Source organism: Sunxiuqinia rutila, from assembly GCF_050589705.1.
Taxonomy (GTDB): domain Bacteria; phylum Bacteroidota; class Bacteroidia; order Bacteroidales; family Prolixibacteraceae; genus Sunxiuqinia; species Sunxiuqinia rutila.
On the sequence record NZ_JBNGOT010000006.1, the window covers coordinates 240,965 to 256,589 of the forward strand.

General features: G+C 44.0%; 9 protein-coding genes. 7 read left to right on the forward strand and 2 right to left on the reverse strand.

Going from position 1 to position 15,625, the window contains the following annotated elements:
* Positions 1-19 precede the first annotated feature (19 nt).
* Positions 20-2,989, reverse strand: a complete 2,970-nt coding sequence (locus ACRD6K_RS09730) for a SusC/RagA family TonB-linked outer membrane protein (protein WP_430973091.1) — start codon at positions 2,987-2,989, stop codon at positions 20-22.
* A 463-nt stretch (positions 2,990-3,452) separates the two neighbouring features.
* On the opposite strand from ACRD6K_RS09730, the gene ACRD6K_RS09735 reads away from it, so the two are divergent.
* The 7 genes from ACRD6K_RS09735 (at position 3,453) to ACRD6K_RS09765 (ending at position 14,899) form a co-directional block, all read left to right on the forward strand.
* Positions 3,453-4,466: a LacI family DNA-binding transcriptional regulator gene (locus tag ACRD6K_RS09735; RefSeq protein ID WP_430973092.1), complete on the forward strand. Its 1,014-nt coding sequence runs from the start codon at positions 3,453-3,455 to the stop codon at positions 4,464-4,466.
* 441 nt (positions 4,467-4,907) lie between these two features.
* On the forward strand, positions 4,908-6,428 hold the full coding sequence (locus ACRD6K_RS09740) for an MFS transporter (protein ID WP_430973093.1): 1,521 nt from the start codon (positions 4,908-4,910) through the stop codon (positions 6,426-6,428).
* A gap of 59 nt (positions 6,429-6,487) precedes the next feature.
* Positions 6,488-7,150 carry a beta-phosphoglucomutase gene (pgmB, locus tag ACRD6K_RS09745; protein ID WP_133465217.1) on the forward strand — a complete coding sequence of 221 codons (663 nt, stop codon included), beginning with the start codon at positions 6,488-6,490 and terminating at the stop codon, positions 7,148-7,150.
* A gap of 20 nt (positions 7,151-7,170) precedes the next feature.
* Positions 7,171-9,486: a family 65 glycosyl hydrolase domain-containing protein gene (locus tag ACRD6K_RS09750; RefSeq protein WP_430973094.1), complete on the forward strand. Its 2,316-nt coding sequence runs from the start codon at positions 7,171-7,173 to the stop codon at positions 9,484-9,486.
* The gene (locus tag ACRD6K_RS09755) at positions 9,483-11,330 is read left to right on the forward strand and encodes a glycoside hydrolase family 13 protein (RefSeq protein WP_430973095.1); all 1,848 of its coding nucleotides are present in this window, start codon (positions 9,483-9,485) and stop codon (positions 11,328-11,330) included. Before ACRD6K_RS09750 ends, ACRD6K_RS09755 begins: the two co-directional genes overlap by 4 nt.
* Before the next feature lie 20 nt (positions 11,331-11,350).
* Entirely contained in the window at positions 11,351-13,495 is a 2,145-nt protein-coding gene (locus ACRD6K_RS09760; protein ID WP_430973096.1) for a glycoside hydrolase family 97 protein, read from the forward strand.
* A gap of 15 nt (positions 13,496-13,510) precedes the next feature.
* Complete coding sequence (locus tag ACRD6K_RS09765; protein WP_430973097.1) at positions 13,511-14,899, forward strand: alpha-amylase family glycosyl hydrolase; 1,389 nt, start codon at positions 13,511-13,513, stop codon at positions 14,897-14,899.
* Between the two features lie 132 nt (positions 14,900-15,031).
* Here the strand turns inward: ACRD6K_RS09765 and ACRD6K_RS09770 are convergent, their stop codons facing one another.
* Positions 15,032-15,499, reverse strand: a complete 468-nt coding sequence (locus tag ACRD6K_RS09770; protein WP_430973098.1) for a superoxide dismutase [Ni] — start codon at positions 15,497-15,499, stop codon at positions 15,032-15,034.
* Between the last annotated feature and the right edge of the window lie 126 nt (positions 15,500-15,625).

Genomic DNA, 15,625 nt, shown 5'->3' on the forward strand with positions numbered 1-15,625 from the left:
GATTGTAAAGGTTTATGGATTAAAAGCTTGCACTAAGTCCAAACAAATAAACTCTTGGGCGAGGATAGATGTCATTATCAATTCCTTCATTTACTTCAGGATCCAGTCCGCTGTAGTCGGTAATGACAAATACATTTTGAACGGAAGAGTACAAGCGTAAGTTAAGGTCTAAGCCAACGGATTTTTTAAGCAGTTTCTTGAAATTATAGCCTAAAGTCACATTATCCATGCGCAGGAATGAAGCGTCTTCCAGAAAGTAATCCGAGTATTGCTGTGCAGTGGTGAATTTAGAATTATTGATTTCTGAGGGCAAGTTGGTCAGATACTCATTCACAGTAAGCTCCTGGTAACGGGCACCAACAATGACGTTGTTGTAAACCTGGCCTCCGATGGCTGCTCTGGCGTTAAAGCCAAAATCAAAATCTTTGTAATAAAGCGTTGATGAAAGTCCCATAAATACATCAGGAGCTGGTGATTCGGCATAGTATTTATCATTTTCGTTCACTGTTCCGTCGTTGTTGCGGTCAACGTATAATCCTTCAATGGGTTTTCCTTTAGCATCGTATACTTGTTCGTAAACATAGAAGGTATTTAGCGGGTAGCCAACAGCATGTTTTTGGATGGTGTTACCAACCCCAACCCCACTGATGTTTCCAACATCCACCCCTTTGTAGGTCGGGTCGTCGTAGTTGGTCAGTCGTGTAATTTTGTTTTTGTTGTGTGTCAGGTTAAAGCTAACTTCCCAGCTCAAATCCTTGGTGCTAACCGGTATGGCATTCACTGACAATTCAAAACCGATGTTTTCCAGGTCTCCCACGTTGGTCAGCAGGCGGTCTGTGAAGTTGGTTCCGGCAGGTACCGGAATGGTGTTCAGCAGGTCTTTGGTATCGCGCTTGTAAAAGTCAAAAGCTCCGCTTAAACGGTTTTCAAAGAAACCAAAGTCAACTCCCACGTTGTAGGTAGTTGTTTTCTCCCACTCCAGGCTTCTGTCGTACCCGTCAGGACGAATGAGTGTGTAATATTGGTCTCCCAGTTTGTATTGGGTACGCGAATCACTTAAACGGTAAATTCCCAGGTAAGGATAGTCGCCACTGTTTAGCTCTTGCTGACCGGTAAGTCCGTAGCCTAAACGAAGTTTCAGGTTGCTCACAACATCCTGGTTTTGCATGAATGATTCTTCAATAACCCGCCATCCTAAAGCAGTTGATGGGTAATAGCCCCAGCGGTTATCTTCGTGGAAACGGGATGATCCGTCTGCCCGAACCGTTGCCGTCAGCAGGTATTTATCTTTGTAAGAATAGTTTGCTCTTCCGAAGAAAGAAACCAGGTAGTTTTCCGTTTCGTCTTTTGAATTAACAATTACGGTGCTGAAACGATCCACTTCGTAAGCTGAAGCGTTAGACCAGAAGTGTTGCCACTCATAACCAGCCATGGCATCCACACGGCTATCGATGTTCGTAAGGTCTTTCTTGTAGTTCAGGTAAAAGTTGAAAAGCTTATTGCGTCTTTTTTGTGTGTAATCACGTTTTACGCCTGAGGAAGCTGTTTGTACCCATGAAGCTGAAGGATCTGTATTGGTGAAACCATCACTGTCTGATTCGTCCAAACCAACTTTTAAAGTGGCTGTAATGTCGGGGAAGAAGTGCAGTTTATAGTTTGCCTGGGCATCCACGATGTAGCGATTCACATCCGACTCGTCATGGCGCTGTTGCAATTGGGCTACCGGGTTACGGGTTCCGTTTACGTTGCGTGAGCCATCGCCCATCAACCAGGTGGTGTAACCGCCATAAATACCCGTGTTGTTGAATACCGGTTTGGTTGGATCAAAACGCAGGGCGTTACCAATGGCTGCTTTATCGGCAAAGCGGTTGTCAATGTTCATGTACTTAATACCGGCAGTTACTTTCAGGTGATTGTCAAACAAGCTTGGATTGACCTTAAACGTAGCTGTCTTACGATCCAAGGATGAGGTTCTCAGGATACCGAACTGGTCGGTATACCCCACAGAGGCACGGAATGGGATTTTTTCCACGGCACCTGATACACTTAAATTGTGCTCATGCCCCATGGCATTTTGGAAAATCTCGTCTTGCCAGTTGGTTCTGGCATTGCCCATCAGTGCCGGATTGACTGAGCTATTGACGGCTGCACGTGCATTTACCAGACTTCTGAACTCGTCGGCATTCAATACATCAATATATTCTTTGATTTCGCTGACGGTCATTTTAGATTCCAGCTCCACACGGAAATCCTGGTTTTGCTTGCCTTCCTTAGTTGTAATCAAAATAACCCCGTTTGAGGCACGAGAACCATAAATAGCTGTTGATGAGGCATCCTTCAACACAGTGAATGAAGCGATATCGTTAGGGTTAATTGACGTCAATACGTTGCTCATTCCGTCAATGGTACGGTTGTCAATGGGCATTCCGTCAATCACGATCAACGGATCGTTACTGGCAGACATGGATGAACCTCCACGAATTCGGATTTTGGCTGAGGAACCGGGGGCGCCACCTTCTGTTTGAATCAGTACACCAGCTACTTTCCCTTGAATCAGGTCTTGTGGGGAGCTGGTAGCACCTTGGTTAAAATCAGATGAATTCACAGAGGCGACAGCTCCGGTAGCATCTTCTTTGCGTATTTGCCCGTAACCAATGACCACAACTTCTTCCAGCTGTTCTGTATCGAGCCGAAGGCCAACATTTAGAGTTTGAGCATTTGAGATAACAAATTCGGATGTTTCATAGCCAATGTAGGAGAACTGAACCGTTACTCCTGGTTCAACACTCAAAGTATAGTTGCCATCAAAATTGGTGATTGTTCCATTGGTTGTTCCTTTCACAAGGACGGTTACCCCGGGAAGTCCTTCTCCGGTTTCCTGGTCGGTGACCGTACCGGAGATACTGACAACCTGAGCAAAAGAAATCTGTGAAATGATCAATCCCAGGATCATCAGCGAGATCTTTAGGTTTTTGCGAATAATCTTCATAATGATTTAATAATTAGTTTTTAAACTCAATTAGATTAGCATTTTTGTCATTTAAATTCTTGATTTTTTAATGTTTGGTTAATTCTTTTTCACTTCCTTTTTTGTATTCCGATGGGCAATGATAGCCTTTTTAACAGGACTTTCTTTTGTTTTAAAGCAGGCCTCCAGCTGCAAACGTTTGCGGTGTCGTTTGCAGTTAATATGTTTCACAACAGGTAGTCACTGGTAGGTATCATCTCTCTTTTCATAATTTTGAGACTATTTTATAAGCAGAGAGTGATTATCAAGCTCATCTGGAATGGGTTGGCAATTCTGGTAGCTATTTAAACAGGTGTCTGTCAGAAAAATAAGTATTGATTTGCTTCTGAAGATAGAAGGAAATCAAATCCAGGATAATTCGATGTCAACTAAATAAATTGCTATTTTTAACGACAGATAGTAAGGATTAACAGTTCTTTTAAGCATGAGCAGTAACCAGGTCACCATAAAAGATATTGCACGTATTTTGGGCATATCTGCATCGACGGTATCGCGGGCGTTGAAAAATCATCCGGATATTAGTGAGGCCACTAAACAGGCGGTTAATGAGTTGGCTCAAAAGCTGAACTATGAGCCGAATGCGGTGGCTTTGAGTCTAAAGCATAACCGAAGCAATACCATTGGTATCATCATTCCAGAGATTGTCCATTACTTTTTCTCTTCAGTAATTAGTGGGATTGAAGATGTGGCCTATGATGCGGGTTTTACGGTAATCATCTGCCAGTCGAACGAGCGTTACGACCGGGAGGTGGCAAATGTGAAAGCCTTGCTTTCTCACCGGGTTGATGGTGTTTTGGTGGCCATTTCAAAGGAAACGCATCAATACGATCATATCTATGGAATTCAGGACCGCAAAGTGCCGATGGTGTTTTTTGACCGGGTGATTCCGGAAATAGAAGCTGATCATGTGATTATTGACGACCGTAAAGCATCGTACGAAGCAACCAAACACCTCATTGACGGGGGCAGAAAGCGCATTGCACACTTTGCCGGACCTCAAAATTTATCAATCGGTATTGAGCGCCGTATTGGTTATGAGCAAGCCCTGAAAGATGCAAATTTACCTGTGATCCCTGAGCTCATTATTGAAGCTGACAGCTTTGAAAAGGCGATAAAAGCAACAAATAAGTTGTTAGATCTGGAAAATCCGCCTGATGGTATCTTTGCCGTTAACGACCTGACAGCCATTGGTGCGATGCAAACCCTTCAGAAACGGGGCATTAAAATTCCAAAGCAGATTGCCGTAGTCGGTTTTAGCGATGGCCGCTTTTCCGGAATAACAGATCCAACATTGACCTCGGTAGATCAACATGGCTATGAAATGGGAAGCGTGGCTACTAAAATGTTGCTTCGACGCTTGCTGAATCCGAACTATGATGCACCGGCGCAAAGTCATGTTTTGGATGCGAATCTGATTGTTCGTGGGTCTTCAATATAGCGGAAATAAGGTTTTTCCCTTCTCAATTGATTACTCGTATTCATACCTGTTTGGGCTTCTTGCAATCCGTATTTTTCTTCGAATCGTGCTAAAAAGCAATTTTTTTGAAAAAAATAGGATCTTGCTTGCAAACGTTTGCAACAGGGGGTTGCGCTTGTTTACTGGGGTTACGGGGCAAAAAAATGCCTGTGTAGCATGCCCGGAGGCTTGACTTTTTCGAAATTACATCTTTATATTTGTAGCGTATTTCCGATTACATACAATTCTTTTTTACTTCCTGAGAATGTTAACCGCTTAGGTTAGCACCTTTATGTACCTTTTGTTGGGATCAAATTAATATAGTCGATGACTCATTGTGGAGTCAGGAATGATGATTGCATCTATTCGACTGTTCAATTGATTTTAAACAAAACCTGATTTTAAGAACTAATTCATTCTGTTATGAAACGAAAACCAGTGCTGAGTTTTTGGCAAGTGTGGAACATGAGTTTTGGCTTTTTGGGGATCCAGTTTGGCTTTGCACTGCAAAATGCCAACGTGTCCCGGATCTTTCAAACGCTGGGTAGTGATGTCGACCGGCTTGCTGTGCTTTGGTTGGCAGCTCCTGTTACGGGCCTGATTGTACAGCCAATCATTGGGCATTATAGTGACAAAACATGGGGAAAACTGGGGCGTCGGCGTCCTTATTTCCTGGTTGGAGCAATTTTGGCTTCGCTGGCCTTGTTTGTTATGCCTAACTCTCCGCTATTGTGGGTGGCTGTTGGAACGCTCTGGATTATGGATGCTTCCATTAATATTTCGATGGAACCCTTTCGGGCTTTCGTTGGCGATATGCTGCCAAGTGAACAACGAACCCAGGGATTTGCCATGCAAAGCTTTTTTATTGGCACCGGCGCTGTTGTGGCTTCTTTGCTGCCTTACATGCTTAGCAATTGGTTTGGCATTGCGAATGTGGCTTCGGGCGATGAGTTGATTCCACCTTCCGTAAAATGGTCGTTTTACATTGGAGGTTCAGTCTTCTTCTTAGCAGTGCTTTGGACGGTGATTCGAACCAAGGAGTATAGTCCGGAAGAACTGAAAGCTTTTGAAGAAGAGAAAATATTGAGCAACCCCGAAGCGAAAGTCACAGCAAAATCAGCCATTGAATTGCTGGGTGCTTTCGTTCGTAATGGGGTGTTGTTTTCAGTTGCTGGAATCGTAATGAGCTTCCTGTTCTACCACTTTGATCTGGAAAAGGAACTCTACATTTTAAGTGGAGGCCTGCTTGTTTTTGGAATGGTTCAGTTGCTGACAGCTTTCTTGTCAAAACAGCGGAAAACCAACAATGGCTTGGTGGAGGTGATTACAGATATGATGAATATGCCTAAAACCATGGGGCAGCTGGCAGTGGTTCAGTTCTTTTCGTGGTTTGCCCTTTTCTCCATGTGGATTTACTCTACGCCGGCGGTTACCGGTTATGTGTTTGGTGCTACCGATACCACCTCGGCTTTGTATAACGATGGAGCTGATTGGGTGGGGGTTTTGTTCGGTGTTTACAATGGCTTTGCGGCTGTTGTTGCGTTCTTATTACCTGTGATTGTGCGGTACACCAATCGAAAAGTAACACACGCCCTTGCCTTGGTACTTGGAGGTTTGGGACTGGCTTCTTTTTACGTCGTTCGCGATCCCAATATTCTCATCATTTCCATGCTGGGAGTTGGTGTAGCTTGGGCCAGTATTTTATCCATGCCTTACGCGATTTTAACAGGTTCACTTCCGGCTGAGAAGATGGGAACCTACATGGGAATCTTCAACTTTTTCATTGTCATTCCACAGATTTTAGCGGCCAGTATCTTGGGGTTTTTCATGACCCATGTTTTTGGCGGTGAATCGATCATGGCCTTGTTACTGGGCGGGGCTTCGATGCTGATTGCAGCAGTAACCGTGTTGTTTGTCGATGATGTTGATAGCCCGGATAAATAAACGATTAAAGAAAATAGGATGTATGTAGTTGTAGGCTACTGTAATTAAACAATTGATGGATGGAAATAAAAGCATGTCTTTTTGATTTGGATGGTGTAATTGTCGATACAGCCAAGTATCATTATTTAGCTTGGCAACAATTGGCCAATGGGTTGGGAATAAGCTTTACTGAGGAGCACAACGAGTTACTGAAAGGAGTAAGTCGGATGCGGTCTTTAGACATTATTCTCGAATTGGGAAACACGACTTTGGCTGATGACGAAAAAATGAAATTGGCAACTCAAAAAAATGAGGTTTACCTCAGTTACATTCAACGGATGAAGGACGATGAGTTACTTCCCGGGGTGAAGGAGTTTATCGAAGAAATTAGAAACAAAGGAATAGTTGTGGCTTTAGGATCAGCTAGTAAGAATGCCCGGTTAATTCTAAAGCAACTACACATCGAAGAATTATTTGATGCCATTATTGATGGTAACGAGGTGACCAAAGCAAAACCCGATCCGGAAGTATTTCTGAAAGGTGCAGAGGCACTGCAGGTAGAAAGCCGGAGTTGTGTGGTATTTGAAGATGCCATTGCAGGGGTTGAAGCAGCTAAAAATGCAGGCATGGCTTGCATTGGCGTTGGTGATCCGAAAAACCTGTCAGAAGCCGATCAGGTTATCTCCGGCTTCGAAGGGTTCAACTTAAAGCAATTAGCCACTTTTTTAAGCGATAAGAATTAACGGACTAAAAAGCATTACCAGTGAAAAATTACATCATACATTGCGATTGGAAGGTCATTGAAGAAGGATTTGACCCCAAAAACAACCGGGTTTCCGAGAGCTTATTCAGCTTAGGAAATGGGCACACAGGACAACGCGCAAACTTCGAAGAAAAGTATAGCGGCGACAGCTTGCAAGGGAACTACCTAGCTGGGGTGTATTATCCTGATAAGACCCGGGTTGGTTGGTGGAAAAATGGTTATCCCGAATACTTTGCCAAGGTGTTGAATGCTGCCAACTGGATCGGTATTCACATTCAGGTTGATGGTGAAGAGTTGGATTTAGCCACAGCCCAAGTGGACGAATTCAAACGCGAACTGGACATGCATTCCGCTTTGCTGACCCGTTCATTTGTGGCAAGCTTACCTTCCGGGAAAAAATTGGAAGTTGAGGTCAAACGCTTCCTGAGCATGAAGAATCAGGAGGTTGGGGTGATTCGCTACCAACTTAAAAGTTTGAATTTTTCAGCTCCAGTAACAGTCACCTCTTTCATCGATGGTGATGTTATGAATGAAGATTCCAACTACGATGAGAAATTCTGGGTGGAGCTTGAAAAAGAAGTGGAGGGAGCAAACGCTTTCCTGTGCATGGAAACCAAAAAGACGGGTTTTCATTCCGGCAATCGACAGTTAACACGCGTACTGCTGAATGGAAAAGAGCAGCTTGATCAGCCAGAGGCATTGGAAAAGGAGAAATTCGTTGGCTCCGTGTTCCATAGCCAGCTTCAGGACGGTGATACCTTGGTGGTTGAAAAGTACGCGGCTATCTGCTCGTCACTGCAAACACCAAAGGGAAAGATGAAAGCCTATACCCAGAAGCTTGTTGAGGAGGCTTCAGCCAAAGGGTTTGAGCATTTGTATCAGGAGCACAGCAAAGCTTGGGAACTACGCTGGGAAACCAGTGATATTGAGATTAAAGGAGATCGGGCTGCTCAGCAGGGAATACGCTTCAATATTTTCCACCTGATGCAAACTTATACCGGCGATGATGAGCGCCTCAATATTGGACCAAAAGGTTTTACAGGCGAAAAATACGGAGGTGTAACCTATTGGGACACCGAAGCGTACTGTTTGCCTTTCTTTTTGGGAACTGCACCGGAGCGTGTGGCAAAGAACCTGCTCATGTACCGCTACAAACACTTGGGTAGAGCCATTGAAAATGCTGAGAAGTTGGGCTTTAAAAATGGGGCTGCTTTGTATCCGATGGTGACCATCAATGGTGAAGAATGCCACAATGAATGGGAAATCACGTTTGAAGAAATTCACCGAAATGGAGCAATCGCCTATGCCATTTACAACTACATCAACTATACTGGCGATCGCCAGTATTTGGCTCCTTATGGCTTTGAAGTGCTGCTTGGAATTTCGCGTTTTTGGGCCCAACGGGTAAACTGGTCCGAAGAAAAACAGGCTTATGTGATTCTTGGAGTTACTGGACCCAACGAATACGAAAACAACGTAAATAATAATTTCCATACCAACAAAATGGCGGTGTGGACACTGAAATATACCTTGGATGTTATTGCTTACATCAAGCGCGAACATCCTTACCTGTTCGAAGAACTGATTCAGAAATGGAAGTTCAACGAATTGCAGGAAACAGATCATTGGAAGGAAATCATTGAGAAAATGTACTTTCCTTATGATGCAAAAAGGGAAATCTTTTTACAGCAAGATGGCTTCCTGGATAAGGAGCTTATTCCGGTTGATTTGCTGCCCGAGGACGAATACCCAATTAATCAAAACTGGTCCTGGGATCGCATTTTGCGTTCGTGCTACATCAAGCAGGCGGATACCCTTCAAAGCTTGTATTGGTTTCAGGAAGAGTATGATGAAGAATGCGTGAAACGGCATTTCGATTTTTACGAACCAATCACTGTTCATGAGTCTTCATTATCGCCTTGTGTTCATAGTATTTTAGCCTCACGAATTGGCCGCGAAGACAAAGCATATGAGTTTTATTTGCGTACAGCACGCTTAGATTTGGACGATTACAATAACGATACAGAAGATGGTTTGCACATCACCAGTATGGCCGGAACATGGATGTCGTTTGTGGAAGCTTTTGGTGGTATGCGTGTTAAAAATGGCCAACTGATGCTGGATCCTTTCATCCCGGAATCATGGGAATCATATTCCTTTAAGATTAGTTTCAGAGGCTCACACCTCGAAATTCAAATGGGAGAGGAACTAAAAATCATCAACCATAACCCGGGAATGGTGTCGGCCATTATTTGGGGCAAAAGTTATGAGTTACAGGAAAAACAAGAACTGATACTAAATAGAGAAGAGAAATGATAAAACAAATAGCAATTGTCTTTTTACTGGTGTTAGCCGGATCGGCTCAATTACTGGCCACTTCTGTTGAGCGGGTAGAACCAATGTTTTGGTGGGTAGGCATGAAGAATCCAAACCTGCAATTGATGGTGCACGGAGAGGATATTGCCCAAGCTGATGTTAGCTTTGATTATCCCGGAGTGAGCTTGGAAAGTGTGAGTCGGGTAAAGAACCCCAATTACCTTTTTATCAACCTTAAAATCGATGAAGAAACCCGCCCTGGAACCTTTGATTTAACCTTTACAATCGGCCGGAAGAAAACAACTTCATATACCTACGAATTGCGGGATCGGGAGGCTAATTCGGCTAACCGAATGGGCTTTAATAGCTCGGATGTCATTTACCTGATCACACCGGATCGTTTTGTCAATGGCAATCCGGATAACGATGCTGTTGAGGGAATGAAGGAGCTCCCAAACCGAGCTGATAAAGATGGCCGTCATGGTGGTGATATCCGGGGAATTATCAATAGCCTGGATTATCTGCAAGGGCTTGGCTTTACGGCTGTCTGGTTAAACCCGGTGCTGGAAAATAACATGACTCAGGTATCCTATCATGGTTACTCAACCACCGACTTTTACAAGGTCGATCCACGCTATGGTAGCAATGAAGAATACCTGGAGCTGTCGAAAGAGCTGAAGAAACGGGGCATGAAGTTGATTATGGATATGATTTTCAACCACTGCGGTTCGGAGCATTGGTGGATGGACGATATGCCTATGGATGATTGGATTCATCATTTCCCGGACTACAAAATTACGACGCATCGGCGTACCGTGCATCAGGATCCGCATGTGTCTGAAGCGGATCGCAAAGCCATGCTGGATGGTTGGTTTGTACCAACAATGCCTGACTTGAACCAGGAAAATCCATTCATGGCTACTTACCTGATTCAAAACAGTATTTGGTGGATTGAATATGTTGGTTTAGAAGGAATTCGTCAGGATACCTGGCCTTACCCGGACAAACACATGATGGCCGACTGGACAGAGCAAGTACTGGAAGAATACCCAAATTTCAACATTGTAGGCGAAGAGTGGAGCATGAATCCGGCCATTGTGTCCTACTGGCAAAAAGGCAAGCAAAACTCGGATGGCTACCATTGTAGCTTGCCTAGCTTGATGGACTTCCCGGTTCAAAATGCGACAAGCCGCGCTATGCAGCACGAAGAAAGCTGGGACAAAGGTTTGCAGGAATTGTACGAAGCCTTATCCAACGATTTTCTTTACCCGGATGCTGACAACTTGGTGGTCTTCCCGGACAATCATGATATGTCACGCTTTTACACGCAAGTGGGAGAGGATGTTGACAAGCTGAAAATGGGCTTGGCTTTCTTTTTAACCACCCGTGGGGTTCCACAAATCTTCTACGGAACAGAGGTGCTGATGTCCAATCCGGGCACGGAAGACCATGGGATCATCCGAAGCGATTTTCCTGGAGGATGGGACGGTGATGCGGTGAATGCATTTACTGGCGAAGGCTTAAGCGATGCGCAAAAAGACCTTCAAAATTACATTGGAACCATTCAAAATTGGCGGAAAAACAAAGAAGTAATTCATACGGGCAAACTCATGCATTTTGTGCCTGAAAATGGCTTGTACGTGTACTTCCGCTACAACGAAGATGAAACGGTGATGGTTGTTTTGAATAAGAATACGACTGATAGTCAGCTGGAAACTGCCCGTTTTGAAGAGCTTATTGGAAAGTTTTCACGTGGAACAGAAATTATTCGTTCGAAACCAATCAATGATCTTTCAACCATCACGGTTCCGGCAAAAGCTGCCATGATTATCGAATTAAAATAAACCGATTGAAATCAAGAAAAATGACCAGAAAAATACGACTGTTAGCAGTCATCCTATTGGTAAGTAGTTTTATTGCCAAAGCTCAGCAAATCCAATCGCCTGATGGGCAACTGATTCTGTCGTTTGAGCTTAAAAATGAGGTGCCTTTTTATACCCTTTCTTACAAAGGACAACCGGTGATTCAGCCTAGTTCTTTGGGAATTGAATTGTTTGACGACCAGTGGGACTTAACCGACGGGTTTACCCTTGGTCAAACCGAAACATCCACCTTTGATGAAAACTGGGAGCCTGTTTGGGGTGAGTACCGGTCCATTCGGAACCACTACAATGAATTGGCTGTCACGCTGAATCAAGAGGAAGCCTCGCGCCATATTGTTCTCCGTTTTAGGCTGTTTAATGATGGGCTCGGATTTCGTTACGAGTTTCCGGAGCAGCCTAACTTAAACTATATGGTTGTCAAAGAGGAGCATACCCAGTTTGCGATGACAGGCGATCATAAAGCCTTTTGGGTTCCGGGAGACTTTGACACCCAGGAATACGATTACACCGAATCAAAGCTTTCTGAAATCAGGGGCTTGATGGAAACGGCAATTACTCCAAATGCCTCGCAAACTCCATTCTCACCAACAGGGGTGCAAACCTCGTTGATGATGAAAAGTGACGATGGCTTGTACATCAATATTCATGAGGCTGCCTTGGTTGATTATTCCTGCATGCACCTGGAATTGGATGATCAAAACATGGTTTTTGAATCATTCCTAACGCCTGATGCGCAAGGGAAAAAGGGTTACTTACTGGCTCCATGCACTTCTCCTTGGCGGACGGTCATTGTTAGCGACCAAGCGGCTGATATTCTTCAGTCAACCCTGACGCTGAACTTGAATGAACCTTGTAAAATTGAGGATACTTCGTGGATTAAGCCCGTTAAATACATGGGTGTTTGGTGGGAAATGATTACCGGAAAGAGCAGTTGGGCCTATACCGATGTGCCTTCGGTTAAACTGGAAACATTTGATTACTCCAAAGCCAAACCGAATGGAAAGCATGCTGCCAACAACGATAAAGTAAAAGCTTACATCGATTTTGCCGCTGAAAATGGTTTCGACCAATTGTTGGTTGAAGGTTGGAATACTGGCTGGGAAGATTGGTTTGGCAAGTCGAAAGACTATGTATTCGATTTTGTAACACCTTACCCTGATTTTGATGTAGATATGTTGCAGGATTACGCCGAATCCAAGGGAATTCAATTGATGATGCACCACGAAACATCAGGCTCGGTGCGTAACTACGAGCGCCACATGGATCAAGCCTACCAGTTCATGGTTGATCATGGCTACAATTCGGTAAAAAGCGGTTATGTAGGAGATATGATTCCGCGAGGAGAGTATCACTACGGGCAATGGATGGTGAATCACTATCATTACGCGATCGAAAAAGCAGCTGAATACAAAATCATGGTTAATGCGCACGAGGCTGTTCGTCCAACGGGTTTATGCCGAACTTATCCGAACCTGATTGGCAATGAGTCGGCCCGGGGAACCGAATACGAAGCGTTTGGTGGAAGCAAGCCATTCCACACCACAATTCTTCCATTTACCCGATTGATTGGCGGCCCAATGGATTACACTCCCGGTATTTTTGAAATGGACATTTCCAAACTGAATCCGGAGAACAATTCACATGTAAACACCACCTTGGCGCGTCAATTGGCTTTGTATGTAACCATGTACAGCCCCTTGCAAATGGCAGCCGACCTTCCGGAACATTACCAGCGTTTTGAAGATGCTTTTCAGTTTATCAAAGATGTGGCCATTGACTGGGATGATTCACGTGCGTTAGCGGCAGAGCCCGGGGATTACATCACCATTGCACGGAAAGCCAAAGGAACCAACAACTGGTTTGTAGGAACTACTGTAGATGAAAATGGGTACCAGTCAGTCCTGAAATTTGATTTTCTGGATGAAGGCAAGAAATACATCGCGACAATTTATGCGGATGCTGCGGATGCACACTACAAAAATAATCCACAGGCCTACACCATTCGGAAGGCTGTGGTTACCAATAAATCGGTCTTGAAACAAGCTTGTGCTCCGGGCGGTGGTTATGCCATCAGCATTGTCGAAGTTACGGATAAAGCACAAACGAAAGGATTGAAGAAACTATAAGCTAATTGGAATAACATGCAGTTAAAAGCGTTTAAACTATTTACGATTTTGTTTGTGGCGGGAGCCTTGGTGTCCTGTCAGCCAAAAACAAAGCCTGAATCAAATCAGGAGCAGGTGATAACCGGTCAGCAATTGCCGAATCCGGATTGGGTAAAAGATGCCGTGCTCTACGAAGTAAACATTCGCCAATATACGCCAGAAGGTACTTTCAAGGCATTTGCCGAGCATTTGCCCCGCTTGAAAGATCTGGGAGTCGATATTTTGTGGATCATGCCCATTCACCCAATTTCGGAGAAAAACCGGAAAGGAACTTTGGGTTCGTACTACGCGGTGAAAGACTACAAAGGAATCAACCCAGAGTTTGGAACGATGGCAGACTTTAAGAATTTGGTTAGTGAAGCACACGACCTCGGGTTCAAGGTAATTATCGACTGGGTGGCAAATCATACAGGCTGGGACAATCAGTGGATTTTTGATCATCCGGAGTGGTACACCAAAGATTCAACCGGCGCTATTATTGCACCGAATCCGGACTGGTCCGATATTGCTGATCTAAACTTTGATGTTCAGCCCATGCGCCGTGCTATGATCGATGCCATGGACTTTTGGCTGGAGGAAGCCAATATAGATGGTTTTCGCTGCGATGTGGCTTGGGGAGTGCCTCAGGACTTTTGGGAAGAAGCTCGTGCTTCATTCGACTCCATTAAGCCCATCTATATGCTTGCCGAGGATGAAGATCATCCGGGCTTGCTGAAGTATGCGTTTGAATCGAATTACACCTGGAAACTGCATCATATGATGAATGCTGTTGCTAAAGGCGAACAAACGGCACAGGATCTGAGAAACTATTTCGTCGAAATGGATGACGAAAAATACACACCGGGTTCTTTCCCTATGCAGTTTATTACCAACCACGATGAAAATTCATGGGCTGGAACAGTGAGCCAACGCATGGGGGACGCGGCTGATGCTTTTGCTGTGTTTAGCTTCACCGTACCTGGAATTCCTTTGATTTACAGTGGGCAAGAAGCTGGCTTGGATAAGCAGCTGGCATTTTTTGAGAAAGATGAAATTGATTGGTCAAAGCTCGATAAAGAGGAATTTTATCGTCGTTTAATTGAGCTGAAAAAGACCAACGAGGCGCTGTGGAATGGTTTGGATGGCGGGGATATGAAGTTGCTCAATACCAATCATAACGATCAGGTTTTCGCCTTTACCCGCGAAAAAAACTCAAACAAACTTTTGATCATTATGAACCTTTCCGATACTCCTGTTGTTTGTAATATCAAGTTCGATGTTCATGAAATGTACGAGGGAATTTGGGAAGAGAGCGATTTGGTAGCAGAAGAGAAGGAGAGCATCGAACTTCAAGCTTGGGAATACAAAATATACAAACGCAAATAGATTTTTTAGGTTTAGTTTAGGTTTAGTTGGTTTATTAGTTTGAGAAGGGACCGCAGATTGCGGCCCCTTTTTTATGCGCTTTGGTTTTGTTCCAAAGCATTTGTGGTGAAAATACTAGCGGGCTGATGCGTTTTAATGGGTATGGTTATGAAAGTAACTGTGTGAAAACTTTTCGAGCGTAGTCCGTAAGTTTTCAATGACCTCCAGGTCGGTGCTTTGCTTGGCCTTCATCGAATAAACCAGCAACTGGTGCAGCAATGCTAACTGGTTGGTATATTTTGCGTAAGCTTCTACCTCCGTCGGTGAAACAGGCTTGATGCGCTGGTGCAAAAAGTACTGGCTCACAATACCTTGAATCTTTTGCGCATGCTCTTCTTTATTCACCACCCAACGAACCAGCTGGTTGTAATTTTTATCCCCGGCTTTGGACAATTCGTTGATTTGATTCATTGATTTTTCCAATGTCTCAATATGCTCAGCAATGAGTGTTACACGTACCGAATCGCCGTAAATGCCACAGGGGATTTCACAGTGAGCAAAGCTTTTCTGGCTAAAAGCCAAAAGACCGATAAAAAGAGTAAGAATGGCTAATTTTTTCATAACTAGTTTTGTTTAAATTTCTATCAGTAAAACAATTGTAAAACGAAGTGGTTTGTTAAGTTTTTGATTATATGTCTCTTGTTACTCCTGATAGCAATGAACTGTTTGGGATATTAGACGTTGATT